13 protein-coding genes are annotated in these 14,929 nt (G+C 72.3%); 5 read left to right on the forward strand and 8 right to left on the reverse strand.

Annotated features, from left to right (window positions below):
- Positions 1-3 precede the first annotated feature (3 nt).
- The 4 genes from F603_RS0129205 to F603_RS0129220 all read right to left on the reverse strand — a co-directional run bounded on the left by F603_RS0129205 (position 4) and on the right by F603_RS0129220 (position 5,384).
- Entirely contained in the window at positions 4-480 is a 477-nt protein-coding gene (locus F603_RS0129205; RefSeq protein WP_026328815.1) for a hypothetical protein, read from the reverse strand.
- Positions 481-883: 403 nt separating this feature from the next.
- On the reverse strand, positions 884-2,215 hold the full coding sequence (locus F603_RS0129210) for an MFS transporter (protein ID WP_019549476.1): 1,332 nt from the start codon (positions 2,213-2,215) through the stop codon (positions 884-886).
- Positions 2,215-3,948, reverse strand: coding sequence for a dihydroxy-acid dehydratase domain-containing protein (locus tag F603_RS0129215; protein WP_019549477.1), 1,734 nt, complete (start codon positions 3,946-3,948; stop codon positions 2,215-2,217). Before F603_RS0129215 ends, F603_RS0129210 begins: the two co-directional genes overlap by 1 nt.
- A gap of 62 nt (positions 3,949-4,010) precedes the next feature.
- Positions 4,011-5,384, reverse strand: a complete 1,374-nt coding sequence (locus F603_RS0129220; protein WP_019549478.1) for an FAD-dependent oxidoreductase — start codon at positions 5,382-5,384, stop codon at positions 4,011-4,013.
- 76 nt (positions 5,385-5,460) lie between these two features.
- Between F603_RS0129220 and F603_RS0129225 the strand changes: the two genes are divergently transcribed.
- Positions 5,461-6,126: a GntR family transcriptional regulator gene (locus tag F603_RS0129225; RefSeq protein ID WP_019549479.1), complete on the forward strand. Its 666-nt coding sequence runs from the start codon at positions 5,461-5,463 to the stop codon at positions 6,124-6,126.
- 61 nt (positions 6,127-6,187) lie between these two features.
- Here the strand turns inward: F603_RS0129225 and F603_RS0129230 are convergent, their stop codons facing one another.
- Positions 6,188-7,135: an alpha/beta hydrolase family protein gene (locus F603_RS0129230; RefSeq protein ID WP_026328818.1), complete on the reverse strand. Its 948-nt coding sequence runs from the start codon at positions 7,133-7,135 to the stop codon at positions 6,188-6,190.
- Positions 7,136-7,195: 60 nt separating this feature from the next.
- Between F603_RS0129230 and F603_RS0129235 the strand changes: the two genes are divergently transcribed.
- Positions 7,196-7,780 carry a helix-turn-helix domain-containing protein gene (locus F603_RS0129235; protein ID WP_019549481.1) on the forward strand — a complete coding sequence of 195 codons (585 nt, stop codon included), beginning with the start codon at positions 7,196-7,198 and terminating at the stop codon, positions 7,778-7,780.
- A 394-nt stretch (positions 7,781-8,174) separates the two neighbouring features.
- On the opposite strand, the gene F603_RS0129240 is transcribed toward F603_RS0129235, so the two are convergent.
- Positions 8,175-10,097, reverse strand: coding sequence for an AMP-dependent synthetase/ligase (locus F603_RS0129240; RefSeq protein WP_019549482.1), 1,923 nt, complete (start codon positions 10,095-10,097; stop codon positions 8,175-8,177).
- A gap of 179 nt (positions 10,098-10,276) precedes the next feature.
- Entirely contained in the window at positions 10,277-11,593 is a 1,317-nt protein-coding gene (locus F603_RS0129245) for an acetyl-CoA C-acetyltransferase (RefSeq protein WP_019549483.1), read from the reverse strand.
- Between the two features lie 72 nt (positions 11,594-11,665).
- Here F603_RS0129245 and F603_RS0129250 point away from each other — a divergent pair, with 72 nt between their 5' ends.
- Positions 11,666-13,015 (forward strand): 3-oxoacyl-ACP reductase, encoded by a 1,350-nt coding sequence (locus F603_RS0129250; protein WP_019549484.1) that lies wholly within the window; start codon positions 11,666-11,668, stop codon positions 13,013-13,015.
- Entirely contained in the window at positions 13,015-13,947 is a 933-nt protein-coding gene (locus F603_RS0129255; RefSeq protein WP_051096419.1) for a MaoC family dehydratase, read from the forward strand. The genes F603_RS0129250 and F603_RS0129255 overlap by 1 nt, the downstream gene beginning before the upstream one ends.
- Here the strand turns inward: F603_RS0129255 and F603_RS0129260 are convergent.
- On the reverse strand, positions 13,889-14,509 hold the full coding sequence (locus F603_RS0129260; protein WP_026328820.1) for a TetR/AcrR family transcriptional regulator: 621 nt from the start codon (positions 14,507-14,509) through the stop codon (positions 13,889-13,891). The genes F603_RS0129255 and F603_RS0129260 overlap by 59 nt on opposite strands.
- Before the next feature lie 215 nt (positions 14,510-14,724).
- Here F603_RS0129260 and F603_RS0129265 point away from each other — a divergent pair, with 215 nt between their 5' ends.
- Positions 14,725-14,904 (forward strand): hypothetical protein, encoded by a 180-nt coding sequence (locus tag F603_RS0129265; RefSeq protein ID WP_019549487.1) that lies wholly within the window; start codon positions 14,725-14,727, stop codon positions 14,902-14,904.
- Positions 14,905-14,929 lie beyond the last annotated feature (25 nt).

Here is a 14,929-nt window from a genome sequence, read left to right on the forward strand (position 1 = left end):
GGTTCACCGAGGGCACGCCCGCTCGCTCCCGGACGACGCGACGGCATAGGTGACGAGCCCGTAGACGAGGTGCGGCACCGCGTCCGAAGCCCAGTCCTTCGCCGACCAGTCCTTCGGATCGCTGACGCCCAGCTTCGCCATGGGAAGGTCGGTCGCGGCCATCGCCAAGGCACCGGTGACCGCACCACCCAGCCACCACGGCATACGCACGCCCGCGGACCGCAGCAGCGAGACGGCCACGCCCGTGCCGCAGCCGACGGCGATACCGGACAGGGCGCCGAGGCCGGTGAGCCGGTTCTCCCGGATGTCGCCCGAACCGGGGACCGAACGCCCCGCCGCCTGGGCGAGCTTCTCCACGACCTGGCTCGGAGCGCCGCTGGCGCCTCTGCCCCGCCGCACCATGTCGGTGTAGGTCACGGCGTTCAGCACGGTCGTCCCTGCGGCACCGGCCACGCCACCTCGTAGAAGGTTCTCAAGCATGCAGGCTTCGGTTCCCGATGTGCGGTGCTGCTGAAACCCCCGGAGACGGCGAGCACTTCGGCGTACGCGCCGGGCCGGTCCCATCGGTGGCTGACGCGTCTGCATCCGAGCCCGGGGTGAACCTGCGCGAGCAGCACACTGCTTACCGCCCCGGCCGCGGGCTCCCGCGGCGCCCGGCTCCGCGGGCGGTTACGAACCGGCACCACCTCGATGAACGCCCTGGAGACGGGGCTGCTGCTCCGTACCACGGTGCTGCTCAAGCCGAGCTCCGCTTCCCTTTTCGGCATCGCCCGGCACCCCAGCGGTCTTCGGACCCGACGACGCCGTCACCATCCGCTCCCCGCGGCAGCGCACCGCCACGCTCTCGGGCCCGCCGCCCCGCAGGACGACGGGCCCGAGGCGGCTACCCGACGTTCGCCGGCGGGGACGAACGCGCGTCGCCCTCCCCGTCGTCGGCCTCCAGGCTGCGGTGCACCGTCTCCGGCCCCATGGCCAGGGCGATCAGGGTGATCACCGACAGCAGCCCCATGTAGGCGACGATCGGCCACCAGTGGCCGGCCCAGGCGTACAGCGCGGTGGCGATGAAGGGCGACAGCCCACCCGCGATGACGGAGCCGACCTCGCGGGAGAAGGCGAAGCCGGTGAGCCGGAACTCCGTGTCGAAGAGCTCCGCGTACCAGGCCGCCTGCGGGGAGAGCATCGCCGGGTAGAGCAGCCCGAGCCCGACGATGAACGCGCCGACCACCGCGCCCGTGCTGCTCGTCCCCACGAGGAGGAAGAACGGGACGAGCCACAGCAGCGAGACGCCGGCACCCAGTGCGTAGACCGGCCGTCGGCCCACCCGGTCCGAGAGCCAGCCGTAGAGCGGGACCATCGGAAGTTGCACGACGGAGGCGGCCATCACTGCGGTGAGGGCGAGGGAGTCGCCGAGGTCGAGCGTCGTGGAGACGTACGAGACCCCGAACACCGGGAAGAGGTAGGCGAACCCGTTCTCGCCCATCCTCGTGCCGACGACGATGAAGAAGCTCCGCGGGTGCCGCCGCAGCGCGTCGAAGAGGGTCGCCTGCTGCGGACGCTGCTGCTCCTTGGCGTTCTCGAACGCCTCCGGTTCCTCGACGCGCTGCCGCACGAGGTATCCCACACCCACGCAGACGGCACCGAGGAGGAACGGAATGCGCCAGCCCCACGACTGGAAGGCGTCGTCCGGCATCAGCATGAAGAGCGCGAACACCCCGTTGGCCAGGAGCGTTCCGAGCGCGAAGCCGAGCGGGGCCGCGGAGCCGACCAGCCCGCGCCGCTTCGGTTCCGCGTGTTCGACGGAGAGCACGACGGCACCCGCGTACTCACCGCCGGCCCCGAATCCCTGGACGAGCCGCAGCACGACGAGCAGCGCGGGCGCGGCGGCGCCGATGGTCTCGTACGTCGGCAGGACGCCTATCGCCGTGGTGGCGCCGCCCATCAGCAGCAGCGTCAGGACGAGCACTTTCTTCCGCCCGACGCGGTCCCCGAGCCGCCCGAGCACGAGCCCGCCCACCGGGCGTGCGACGAACCCGACGGCGTACGTGGCCAGCGCGGCGAGGGTGCCGACGACCGGGTTCCCCGAGGGGAAGAAGAGGGTGTTGAGGACGATGGCGGCCGCCGTGCCGTAGATGATGAAGTCGTACCACTCGAGTACGGTGCCGACGAGCGCGGCGGCGGCTGCACGTCCGGACTGGGGCGTTCTGGTCGAGGGCATCACTGGTCCTCCGTGTTCTGCGGTGCCGCTCTGCGGAGCACGGCGCCCTGCTGCACCGGGCCGACGAGAGCCGCGTACTGCCCGAGCCACCCCCGCTCCAGGTCCGGACGGCCGGCGGTCACCGGCGTCCCGTTCCGGAGGGGGGAGACGTCGACGAGCCGGGCGTCCAGGTCGATGCTGACGGTGTCGCCGGGGCGCACGCCGGCGAGCGGCCCGCCGTCCGCCGCCTCCGGCATCACCTGACCGACCACCAACCCGTGGTTGAGGCCCGAGAGTTCGCCATCGGTGACCACGGCGACCTGCCCGGCGAGCCCGGCCCCGTTGAGGGCGGCCACGAAGCTCGCGGCGAACACGGTGCCGGGGCCGCCGCGGGGACCCATGCCGCGCAGCACGATGACGTCACCGGGCCGGATCTCGCCCTCCCCGAGGGCATTGATCGCCTCTTCCTCGGTGGCGAAGACGTTGGCCGCGCCCGAGAACCGGCGCCGTGCCGTCCCGGCTCCGGCCACCTTGACGATGGCGCCGTCCGGGGCGAGGGAGCCGCGCATGATGAGCAGCCCCGGCTCGTCGTTGACGGGTTCTTCGAGACGGTGCAGCACTTCGCCGTCGGCTGCCGGGGCGCGCTCGGCAAGGGCGCCGACGGTCTCGCCTGACACGGTGAGCGCGTCGCGGTGCAGCCTGGGCAGGAGGGTGCGCAGCACCGTCCGCACGCCGCCGACCCGGTCGAGGTCCCACACCTGGTGCGCACCGTTGGGCCGGATCGCGGCGAGCTGCACCGCGTCGCGCCCCTTCTCCTCGAAAGCCGCCACCACGTCCATCCCGAGGTCCGCCTCGTTGGCCACGGCCGCGAGGTGGCGGACGCAGTTGACGGAGCCACCGAGCGCGAGCGCGACCTCGATGGCGTTCTCGATCGCCTCTCGGGTGAGGACCTGCCGTGCGGTGAGGCCGCTCGCCACCATCTCGACGATGCGGGCACCCGCCTCGGCCGCCTTGGTGCGCATCGGCGCGGAGTCGGCACGGGTGGGGGCGGAGCCCGGCATCGTCATGCCGAGGGCCTCGGCGAGGACGTGCATGGTGTTCGCGGTGGCGAGGCCGGCGCAGACACCCGGGCCCTGGATCGCCGAGTCGGCGAGCCGCCCGAGCTCCTCGGTGGTCATGCTCCCCGACTTCACCGCGCCGACGGACTCGTAGACGGTGTCGATGTCCACCGAGCACCCGGCACGGCGACCGCCCTGCTGGTACCCGCCGACGACGAGGATCGAGGGGATGTCGAGACGGGCGGACGCCATGAGGTGCGCAGGCGTCGTCTTGTCGCAGGAGGAGAGGCAGACCATGCCGTCGAGCACGGCACCCTCGACGGCCGCCTCGACGTCGTTGACGATCAGGTCCCGCGTGGGCATCAGATACCGCGCCTTGCGCCCCGCGCTGGTGACGAAGTCGCTCGGCGCGACGGTGCGGATCTCCAGGGGCAGCCCGCCCGCCTCCCAGATCGCCTCGGAGACGAGGTCGGCGATCCCGTCCAGGTGTGCGAAGCAAACGGACAGCTTCGAGGAGGTGTTGACGACCGCGATCTTCGGCCGTCCCTGGTCCTTGAGAGCGTGCCCCATCGCGGTCCACTGCGCCCTGCGCACCGCCCACCGCGTGCTCCCCGGCGCGAACTCACTGCGCAGCCGGCCGGGTTCGCCCCGGTCCTCGTCCGGCAGCAGGGGGCGCCGGGTTCCGTCTTCGGACATGGTGCTCGGCCTCTCCTCGTTCTCGGTTCGACTGCCGACCCGGCGGACTTCTCGACGGCCCGTCACAGCGCGCTCCCCGCGGCACGCATCCGCTCCCGCACGTCGGAACCGCGGATGTCCCGGTACCGCGCCTCCTCCTCGAGGGAGATGAGGGTCGCCACGGCCGCCGCGTGCCCGTACTCGAAGCACTGGGCGGTGACCCGGGCGGAGGCGAGCGCCTCGTGCTCGGCGCTCAGGCAGCGCCCGGCCGCGATGACGTGCTCGCCGGCACGGGGTACGAGGGCGTGGTAGGGCACCTCGTAGTAGTCGTCGTAGAGCCACTGGAGCTTCGGCCGATCGCCGTTGTGCAGCTCGATCGGCCAGGCGGAGCGGACCACGCCGTCGGGACGCTTGCGGCACTCGACGACGTCGTCGTTGCGCAGCGTCTCCACCCCGAGGATGCTGCGGGTCTGCCGGATACCGACCTCGACCCCGGTGTCCACCACGAAGGAATCGGCGCAGCCGGGCACGTTCCTGGCCAGGAAGTCGGCGTAGGCCCGCACCTGTTGGCGTCCGTACACCTCGGCCTCGGTGAAGTCCTCCGGGTCGATGACGTTGAGCATCCTGCCGTCGCGCCCGGTCAACCGCGTGGCGTTCACGAGGAGTTCGCCCGGGCGGGGCGTGCGGAACATCCATATCTTCGAACGCGGCAGGTCGGCCCCTTTGTCACGGGCCTCTTCGATGGCCGCGGAGACCTCAGGGGCGCAGATCGTGTCGGGCCCGTAGAACGACTCGTACGCGGCCATGTCGACGTTGCCGAGCCGGAAGAACATCGTCGGGTTCTGGATGACGCCCTCGTCGCCGAAGACGGTGGGCGCACCGGTGCGCGCGACGACGGCGGCGTCCCCCGAGGCGTCGATCACCCGTCGGGCGCGCACGACGGAGCGTCCGGCGTTGGATTCGATCACCACGCCCCTGAGCGTCTCCCCGTCGAGGACCGGCGCGAGCACACCGGCGTGGAAGAGGACCCGGACCCCGGCGGCCTCCAGGAGCGCGTCGGCGGTCTCCCGCCAGACCAGGGGGTCGTGCGCGTCGGTGAAGGTCTTGCCGTAGAGCTGCGGCGCGGTGAGGCCGCCCCGGCTACGCAGCTCCTTCCGGAACCGCTCGGTGAACCCGTACACGAGCTGCTCGGGGGCGACAGGCTCCGGCGCGGAGCGGTACAGGCCGCAGATGGTGCCGGACATCCCCGCCACGGCAGCGCCGCCCGCGAAACCGTACTTCTCGACGAGGAGCACGCTCCGCCCCTGCTCGGCCGCGACGGTGGCCGCCGCCACCCCTGCCGCTCCGGCGCCCACGACCACGACGTCCACCTCGCACAGGACGGGCAGTGCGGCGATGTCGAGGTCGCTCGTGTCCAGGCGCCAGGAGGCGAACTCGGGCTGTGATGTGTGACTCATATATCAGTTGTACATGGCTAGGATGCTATGTGTCCAGACAAGACGACGAGCTGATTTATGGCAGGGAGGGCGCGGCGTGCAGCGGGAGCCGAACAAGGCCGACCAGGCGTACGACATGCTCGAGGACATGATCACTTTCCAGGAGCTGGCCCCCGGTCAGCTCCTGTCGGAAGCGATGCTCATGGAGCTCACCGGACTGGGGCGCACACCCGTACGCGAGGCCCTCCAGCGCCTCTCCCGGGAGCGCATGGTCGAGATCCTGCCGCGCCGCGGGGTGTTCGTGGCCACCACGACCATCGAGGAGCACTTCCGCCTCCTGGAGCTGCGCCGCTCCCTGGAGGACCTCGCGGTCCGGCTGGCGACGTTCCGCGCGGAGACCCGGCAGAAGGAGTCGATGCTCGAACTGAGCAGTGCGCTCGACGAGTTCGAGGGGGACGACGCCCGGGCCTTCGGAACCCTGCTGAAGCAGGCCCACGAGTTGGTCTCCACGGCAGCGCACAACGACTACCTCCAACTGGCCATGGCGCCGCTCCAGGCCCTCTCCCGCCGCTTCTGGTTCGCCCACCTCCCCGACACCGCCCAACACCTGGCCCAGGCGGCGCGGTTGCACGGCGCCATCCTCCGCGGCGTCGCGCACGGCGACGAGAAGGACGCCGTGTCGGCGTCCCGACGACTCAACGACTACCTGATCGACGTCACCTACCGGGCCCTCGGCGCCCCGAAGCAGCACGAGGCCGAGTAGCCCCGCCCGTACATCCGGAGGCAGGGCACAAGCGCCTTCCCGCCCGGGGCGATTCCGAGCGTCAGGGACGGGCCGTCTCCGCGCCGGAGGGCATCTCGTCCGGCTGCGTGCCGAGTTGGCCGGCGAGCCACGTGGCGACGAGGGCGAGGAGTTCGGGGTCGACCGGGTCGCGGAGGAGGCGGCCGTAGGAGCGGAGGGTGTGGCGGCCGGGGTCGCGGCGCAGCACGTGGGTGAGGTCCGGGACGCGGTGGATCTCGGTGGGGCCCTGGGTGAGGCGCCGGATCTCGTCGAGGTCGTCGGGGTCCACCTGGAGGTCCTTCTCGCCCGTGACGGCGAGGACGGGGGCGCGGACGGCTTCGAGGTCGGCGCGGGTGTCGTGGGCGAGGTTCTCGCGCATCCAGCGGGCGTTGAGGGGGAAGCCCGCCAGGCGCGCCACGTCGGTGCGGGTCTTTCGGATGTGGGCGAGGAATCGGTTGCCCAAGGCGCCGAGCGGGCGCCGGAGCAGTCGCACGGGGGCGGGGAGCCCTTGGACGACCGAGCGGGCCTGCCAGCGCAGGGCGTCCTCACCGAGGCGGGCGTATCCGGCCAACAGGACCGCTGCCCGCACGTCCTCCTGCCCGGCGACGGCCATCGCGTGGAGGGCGCCTTCGCTGTGGCCGACGACGCCGACCGCGTCGGAGCGTACGTCGGGGTGCTCGGCGAGGGCGCGTACCGCGGTGGCCGCGTCGCGGCCGTTGTCGGTGAAGCCGCTCGCGCGCCAGGCACCTGGGGTCTCGCCGACGCCGCGGCGGTCGTAGCGGAGTGTGGCTATGCCTTTCGACGCGAGGGCGTCGGCGAGGGGTCGGCCGAGGTCCACGGGCACCTTCGGCGTGTTCCCCTCGCGGTCGAGCGGGCCCGAGCCGTGCAGGAGCAGGACGGCGGGGTGCGGGCCCGCGGTGTCCGGCAGGGTCAGGGTGCCGGCCAGGGGTGTCCCATCGTCCGCGGTGACCGTCATCGCTGCGTCGGGCAAAGTTCCGCCTTTCATCACTCTCATATGCGAGAAAGTTATCAATCATGAGACACTGGACGCATGGCAAACGCGAACCAGCTCATGCACCCCGTCCGGATGCGCATCCTGCAGACGCTACTCGGCGCCGACGAGCTGACGACAACCCAGCTACGCGATCGACTGCCCGATGTCTCGCCAGCAACGATGTACCGCCACGTCGCCGCCCTCACCCAGGCCGGCATCCTCGAAGTCGTCCGCGAGAGGCCGGTACGCGGAACCGTCGAGCGCAGCTACCGGGTCCACCAGAGCGAGGCCCTGATCGACGCCGACACCCGAGCCAGCATGACCAAGGACGACCACCGCCAGGCATTCACGGTCTTCACCGCGGCCGTCATGGGCGACTTCGACCGCTACCTGTCCCGCGACGACGCCGACCCGCCACGAGAGGGAGTCCTGTACCGGCAGGGCGCCGTGTGGGTGACCGAGGAGGAGTTCACCGCTCTCGTCGACGAGATCGAAGCCGCCGTCGAACGCCGGACGCATACCACTCCGGGGGACGGGCGTCGGCGGCATGTGGTCAGTTTGGTGTTCGTGCCGGACAAGGCGGCGGGGGACGACGGGGAACGGGACGGTGCCGCAGCCGACGAGGAAGGAACTGCCGGTTGAGCGCAGAGGTGTGAACGCCGGACAGGCCGCGCGGGAAGAGCAGTCCACCGTGTACCGCCCATCGGCCGCCGGCTCGTAATGTCCACCCACGCGACCGTGAATGGCCGGCCGAACGTATCCGCTCGACCAGTTCCGCAGGGAGCGGCACCTGCCATGACCGGAGTTGCATCGCAGTGTCGCTGTACGAGGCAGCGGACGATTCTTCTCGCTCTCGTCGGCGCATGCCCGCAGGAAGTCCCTTGCTGTGACTCGCCGCCGCCCCAACGTCGTTGTGCCCTAGCTGAGTTCCAGGACGGTCGGATGAGCGCCCGGTGTTGCGTGGCCGCGCTTGTGTCGACCTCCGGTGTGGCCGCGGGCGGTGCCCGCCCGCCGGGCGGAGCGGGCACCTCCGGGATCATCCGCGCGGGTAGAGCTGTTCGATCTCCTTGCCGAAGTCCCGGATGATCGCCGCGCGCTTCAGCTTCAGCGAGGGGGTGAGGTGGCCGCTCTCCTCGGTGAAGTCCTTGGGGAGGACGACGAACCGGCGGATCGACTCGGCGCGGGAGACGAGCTTGTTGGCCTCGTCGACGGCCTGTTGGAGGTTGCGCAGCAGGTCCTCGTCCTGGCAGAGCTCCGCCGTCGACAGGTGGCGCTTCTTGTGCATCTGCTGCCAGTGGGCGAGGCCGTCCGGCTCGAGGGTGAGGAGCGCGCCGATGTAGGGGCGGTTGTCGCCGACGACGAGGCACTGGCTGACGAGCGGGTGTGCGCGGAGCCAGTCCTCCAGCGGGGCGGGGGCGAGGTTCTTCCCGCCCGAGGTGATGAGCAGGTCCTTCTTGCGTCCTGTGATGCTGAGGTAGCCCTCGTCGTCGAGGGCGCCGAGGTCGCCGGTGGCGAACCAGCCCTCGTGGCCGCGGTCGGGGACGGCCGTCCGGGTGCGGGCGTCCCAGTAGCCGCTGAAGACGTTGCGGCCCTTGAGGAGCACCTCGCCGTCGTCGCCGATGCGGACAGCGGTGCCGGGGAGGGGCCAACCGACCGTGCCGAGGCGGGGCTTGAGCGGCGGGGTGGCGGTGGCTGCCGCGGTGGTCTCGGTGAGGCCGTAGCCCTCGTAGACGGTGACGCCCGCGCCCTCGAAGAAGGCACCGAGGCGGCGGCCGAGCGGCGAGCCGCCGCAGATGACGTACCGGCAGCGGCCGCCGAGCGCTGCGCGTATGCGGCGGTAGATGAGCAGGTCGTAGAGGGCGCGGCCGGCCTTGAGGCCGGCGCTCGGCCCGTTGCCGCGGCCGTGCTCCTGCTCCTCGACGGCCTGCCCGTACCGCTGGGCGATGCGCGCGCCGCGGTCGAAGGAGCTGGCGCGGCCCATCTTCTCCGCGGTGGCGCGGCCGGTGTTGTAGACCTTTTCCAGTACGTAGGGGATGCCGAGGAGGAAGGTGGGGCGGAACCCCGCGAGGTCGGCGAGGAGGTCGTCGGTCCTGATGCTCGGGGCGTGGCCCAGCTTCACGCGGGCGCGGAGGCAGCCGACGCCGACCATGCGGCCGAAGACGTGCGAGAGCGGCAGGAAGAGGAGCGTCGAGGCCGGGTCCTTGCTGACGGACTTGAAGACGGGGTGGAGGAGTTCGATGGCGTTGTCGACCTCGGCGAAGAAGTTGCCGTGGGTGAGGACGCAGCCCTTGGGGCTCCCCGTGGTGCCCGAGGTGTAGATGAGGGTGGCGATGTGGTCGGGGGCGAGCTGCTCGCGCCGCTCGTCGACGGCGGCGTCGGGCAGGTCCCGGCCCGCGTCGGCGACGAGTCCGACGGCGCCGGTGTCGATCTGCCAGAGGTGCTCGAGGGCGGGCAGGTTGCCGCGCTCGGCGCTGAGCATCCGTGCCTGGCCGACGTCTTCGACGAAGGCGGCCCGTACGCCGGCGTCCTGGAGGATGTGGCGCGCCTGGGAGGCGGAGGAGGTCGGGTAGACGGGGACGGTGACGAGTCCCGCGGCCCAGGCGGCGAAGTCGAGGAGCGTCCATTCGTAGGTCGTCCGCGACATGATCGCGAGGCGGTCGCCGGGGGCGAGGCCGTGGGCGACGAGGCCCTTGGCGAGGGAGCGGACCTGGCCCGCGAAGTCCTGAGCCGTCACGTCGTACCAACTGCCGTCCTCGGCCTTGCGGCTGAGGACCTCCTCGTGCGGCGCCTCGACCGCGTTGGTGAACGGGATGTCGGCGAGCGAGCCGCTGGTGACGCCCGGTGCGAAGGCCGGTACGTACGCCTCCCTGACGGTGTCTCCGTCGCGGGTGAGCCGGGGTTCGACGAGGGTGGGACGCGGATTCTGCGTACTGGTCGCTGCACTCTGCTGGGTGGACATCGCGGCTCCTACAGGTCGGTACACCCGCCGTCGGGCTCCGGACGGGCGGTCTGGCCGGCGCTCCGCCCGCTCGGCGTGCGGCTCGCCGCTTCTGTGGCGCGGATCCGTACGGTGCGTACGGCCAGGTCGTGCTGCGGAGCCCGAACCCCCTTGCAGCCGAAGGGGGTTCGGGCGCTGTGTCAGGCGCGCTCCAGGATCGCCGTCACCCCTTGCCCTCCCGCGGCGCAGATCGAGACGAGTCCGAGAGCGCCGGGTTCGGCTCCCTCGCGTTCGGCGAGGAGTTTGGCGAGGGTCGCCGTGATCCGTGCGCCGGTCGCCGCGAACGGGTGGCCGGTGGCGAGGGACGAGCCCGCGACGTTGAGCCGGTCCGGGTCGACGGGCGCGAGTCCCCGCTTCTCCCAGGCGGCGGTGGTGGCGAGCACCTGGGAGGCGAACGCCTCGTGGATCTCGACGAGTGCGAAGTCCTCCATGCCGAGGCCGGTCCGCTCCAGCATCCTCGGGACCGCGTGGGCGGGGGCCATGAGGAGCCCGTCGGATTCGGCGTCGGTGCGCCCGTCGAAGGAGACGGCGCCGGTCTCGTACGCGGTGAGGTAGGCGAGCGGGCGGAGGTCGCGGCGCTCGGCCCATTCCTCGTCGGCGAGGAGGACGGTGGCGGCGCCGTCGGTGAGCGGGGTGGAGTTGCCCGCGGTCATCGTCGGTTCGCCCGGGGGGCCTTCGGGGTCGTCGGTGCCGAAGACGGGGCTGAGCCGGGCGAGTTTCTCGACAGAGCTGCCGGGGCGCAGGTTCTGGTCCCTGGCGAGGCCGTTGAAGGGGACGACGAGGTCGTGGAGGAAGCCGCTGTCGTAGGCGGTGGCGAGCTTCCGGTGGCTCGCGGCGGCGAGTTCGTCCTGTGCCTCGCGGGTGATCCCCCACTCCTTGGCGGTGCGCGCCGCGTGGTCGCCCATGGAGAGGCCGGTGCGCGGTTCCGCGTTGCGCGGGATCTCGGGGATGAGGTGGCGCGGCCGCACCTTGGCGAGGAGCGCGGCGCGCTCCTTGGCGGACTTGGCGCGGCGTACGCCGAGGAGCAGGCGCCGGAGCGCGTCGTTGATGGCGAGCGGGGCGTCGCTCGCGGTGTCGGCGCCGCCGGCGACCGCGGAGTCGGTCTGCCCGAGGGCGATCTTGTTGGCCGCGGCGATGACGGCCTGCATACCGGTGCCGCACGCCTGCTGGATGTCGTACGCGGGGGTGCGCGGGTCGAGCCGGGAGGCGAGGACGGTCTCGCGCGCGAGGTTGAAGTCCCGGCTGTGCTTGAGTACGGCGCCGGCGACGAACTCCCCCACGGCGCCGGGCTCTTGGAGGGCGTACCGCTCGACGAGGCCGTCGAGCGCCGCGGTGAGCAGCTCCTGGTTCGAGCAGGCCGCGTACGGACCGTCGGCCCTCGCGAAGGGGATGCGGCTGCCGCCGAGCACCGCGACGCGGCGTGGCGGCTGCGCTCTCATGAGGCCGTTGGAACTCATCCTCGACCAAACTCCTGACCTGTAAGTAACCTTACTCGGAAGTAAATTTACGCGAGACTGAGGAGTTGGGGAATGGCCGATCGCTACCTTCATTGGACCAACACAGGGCCCGGCCGATTCCTCTCCCGACGCCTGGGCCTCCCCCGTCCCGTCCCGCTGCACCGCTGGTCCGCGGAGCGGCCGACGCTGGAGGGGGGCCCGCTGCTCCACCTGACCCCCGTGCAATCAGCCGTCGGGGAAGAGGAGTTGGCAGCCGCGCTCGACGGTTGCGGTCTGCCCGTCCGCTCCGCGCAGGAGCAGGGCGAGCGGTACGCCGCCGTCGTGGTCGACGCTACGGGTATCCGCACGCCCGCGGAACTCACCGGCGTGCACCGGGCGCTCCACGCCGTCGGGCGACGCGTCGCCGAGTGCGGCAGGTACGTGGTGCTCGGCGCCGAACCCGAGGCGGCCGACCACCACCAGGCCGCGGCGCAGCAGGCGTTGGAGGGGTTCACCCGCTCGCTCGGCAAGGAGACCGGCGGGGGCCGCACCGCACAACTGGTCCGACTCGCCCCCGGCACCCGCGCACGGGACGCCGCGAGCACCCTGCGGTTCCTGCTCTCGCCGAAGTCGGCCTACGTCAGCGGTCAGGTGGTCCGGATCGGTCCCCCGGCCCGCGACGGCGTCCAGGAGGCCGACGCGGCACGCCCGTTGGCCGGCAGGACGGCGCTGGTCACCGGCTGCGCACGGGGCATCGGGGAGGCAGTCGCCGAGACGCTGGCGCGCGACGGGGCCGAGGTGCTGTGCCTCGACGTGCCGCAGGCGCAGGAGCAGTTGGAGGCCGTGGCCGCGCGCCTCGGCGGGCGCGCGGTGACGCTCGACATGACGTCGCAGGACGCGGGCGAGCAGCTCGCCGCGGCGCTGCCCCGGGGCGGGCTCGACGTGCTCGTCCACAACGCCGGCATCACGCGCGACCGCCGGCTCGTCAACATGGGGGAGGACCGCTGGGGTCCGGTCCTCGACGTCAACCTCGACAGTGTGCTGCGCACCACGGACCACCTGCTCAAGGAGGGCGCGCTGCGCAGCGGCACCGGGCGGGTCGTCGCCACGGCCTCGATCGCGGGCATCGCGGGGAACGTCGGGCAGACCAACTACGCCGCGAGCAAGGCGGGCATCATCGGCTTTGTCCGCTCGCTCGCGCCGCGCGCAGCCGACGAGCACGGGGTGACGGTGAACGCGGTCGCGCCCGGGTTCATCGAGACGAGGATGACGGCGGCCGTGCCGCTCTTCATCCGGGAGGCGGGGCGGCGGATGAGCTCGCACAAGCAGGGCGGGCTCCCCGTCGACGTCGCGGAGACGACCGCCTGGTACGCGCACCCGGCCTCCGGCGGTGTCAACGGCCAGGTGGTGCGGGTCTGCGGCCAGAGCCTGCTGGGGGCGTGATGGGGACGGCCGACCACGTCGAACGCCTCGACAGGGCACCGAAGTTGACGCCGCTCCTGCTCGGCGGCGCGCTGCGGGCACCGCGGAAGCGCGGGCCCTTCGAGGTGGCCCGGCTGCCCGCGCGCCGGCTCGAACTCGGGGGCGTACGGGCGGATTCGGCGGCCCTGCGCCGGTACGCCGAGGTCTGCGGGTTCCCTGCGGACGCCGAGGTTCTGCCTCCGACGTATCCGCATCTTCTCGGCTTCCCGCTCCAGATGCGGCTCATGTCCGCAGCCGACTTCCCCTTCCCGCTTCCCGGACTGGTGCACACCGGCATCGAGATGCACCAGCACGTACGTCTCGGGGCCGGGGACGCGCTCGACATCGCGGCGTGGGCGGAGGGTCCCGAACCGCACCGCAGGGGAAGCGTCTTCACCATGGCGACCGAGGCGCGCCGCGGCGGCGAGGTGGTCTGGGAGTCGCGCAGTCGGTACCTGTGCAGGCACCGCACCGCGGCGGCGGGAGAGCAGGGCGAGCGGGAGCCGGACGAGGAGCTCCCCGTACGCGCCGAATGGCGGCTCGGCGGCGACCTCGGCCGGCGCTACGGCGCCGCCTCGGGCGACCGCAACCCCATCCATCTGAGCGCCCCGACGGCGAAGCTCTTCGGCTTTCCGCGGGCGATCGCGCACGGCATGTGGAGCTTCGCGCGGTGCCTCGCGGGGAGCGAAGTGCAGCAGGCGTGGGCGCGCGGCGAGACCGGCGAACACCTGGACGCCGGCGCCGAGTTCAAGGCCCCCGTGCTGCTCCCCGCGACGGTGCGGTTCGCCGAGGGGGAGGCCGGGACGGGCACGGCCGCGCTCGCGCTGCGTGGCGCCGAGGACGGACGGCTGCACCTCACCGGGTCGGTCTCCAGCGCTCGCCCTTCACCAGCGCCCCCAGGCCCGTCCAACTGAAGTTCATCAGCACGGCGGCGGTCTCCTTCGCCGAAGGCCGGTCCTCCTGGCGGGAGTTGGACCAGCCGGCGAGGGACTCCGCGGCGCCGACGAGGGCGTGCGCGAGACCGGAGACCTCGCGGTCGGCCAACTCCTCGTCGCACCCGGCGTCCTGGGCCGCCTGCGCGAGCAACTCCGTGACGAGGTCGGTGAGTCGGGTGCGGAGGGAGGCGACCATGGAGGCGAACGGTTCCCCCTGGGTACGCGCGCGGGAGAGCACGGCCCAGCCGTCCGGGTGCGCCGAGGTGTGCGCGAAGAAGGCGCGCAGGCCGTTCCAGAGCTGCTGGTCGGCGGGGCCCGAGACGCCGGCGCCCAACCGTACGGCCTCGTGGAGGGAGTCGCCCTCGCGTCTGATGCAGGAGGAGAACAGCTCCTCCTTCGACTTCAGGTAGAGGTAGACGAGCGGCTTGGAGACGCCGGCGGCCTCGGCGATGTCGTCCATCGAGGCGGCCTGGTACCCGTGGCGGGCGAAGCCCGCGACGGCGGCGTCGAGCATCTGCTGCTCCCGCACCGCTCTCGGCATGCGCTTCTGCCCGCCGCGCCGCTCGGCCCTGCCGTTCCCCGTGGTCACTTCGCCTCCACTCCTGCTGCCCCGGAAAGCGTACGCGTCACGAAGGCGGCGCGGTGGGCCCGGCGAGCAGCACGTCAACTCGCCTGCCGCGCGAAGGCGTTGGTCGGTGTGCGGACTGCCGTGCGGGGCAGGCGGCGGGACGGACGCCTCGCTACGAGGGAGGCCCCGTGTGCGGCCCGCAGAACAGCCACTGGGTACGTACCCGCACCGAGGAGGGGAGGGCCGCGTTCCTTGCGGAGCGGAAAGCGGAGGAGGAGCGTGCCCTCCACCCCGGCGCGGGTGCCGTGGTGGCCCTCGCGCTCGGGGTGGGGGTGCTCAGCGTCGGGGTGGTGTCAGTGCTGCTGTGAGCGCCGGTGCGGGCGGCGCGCGCCA

Origin of the sequence: Streptomyces sulphureus DSM 40104 (assembly GCF_000381025.1) — a bacterium.
Taxonomy (GTDB): Bacteria; Actinomycetota; Actinomycetes; order Streptomycetales; family Streptomycetaceae; genus Streptomyces; species Streptomyces sulphureus.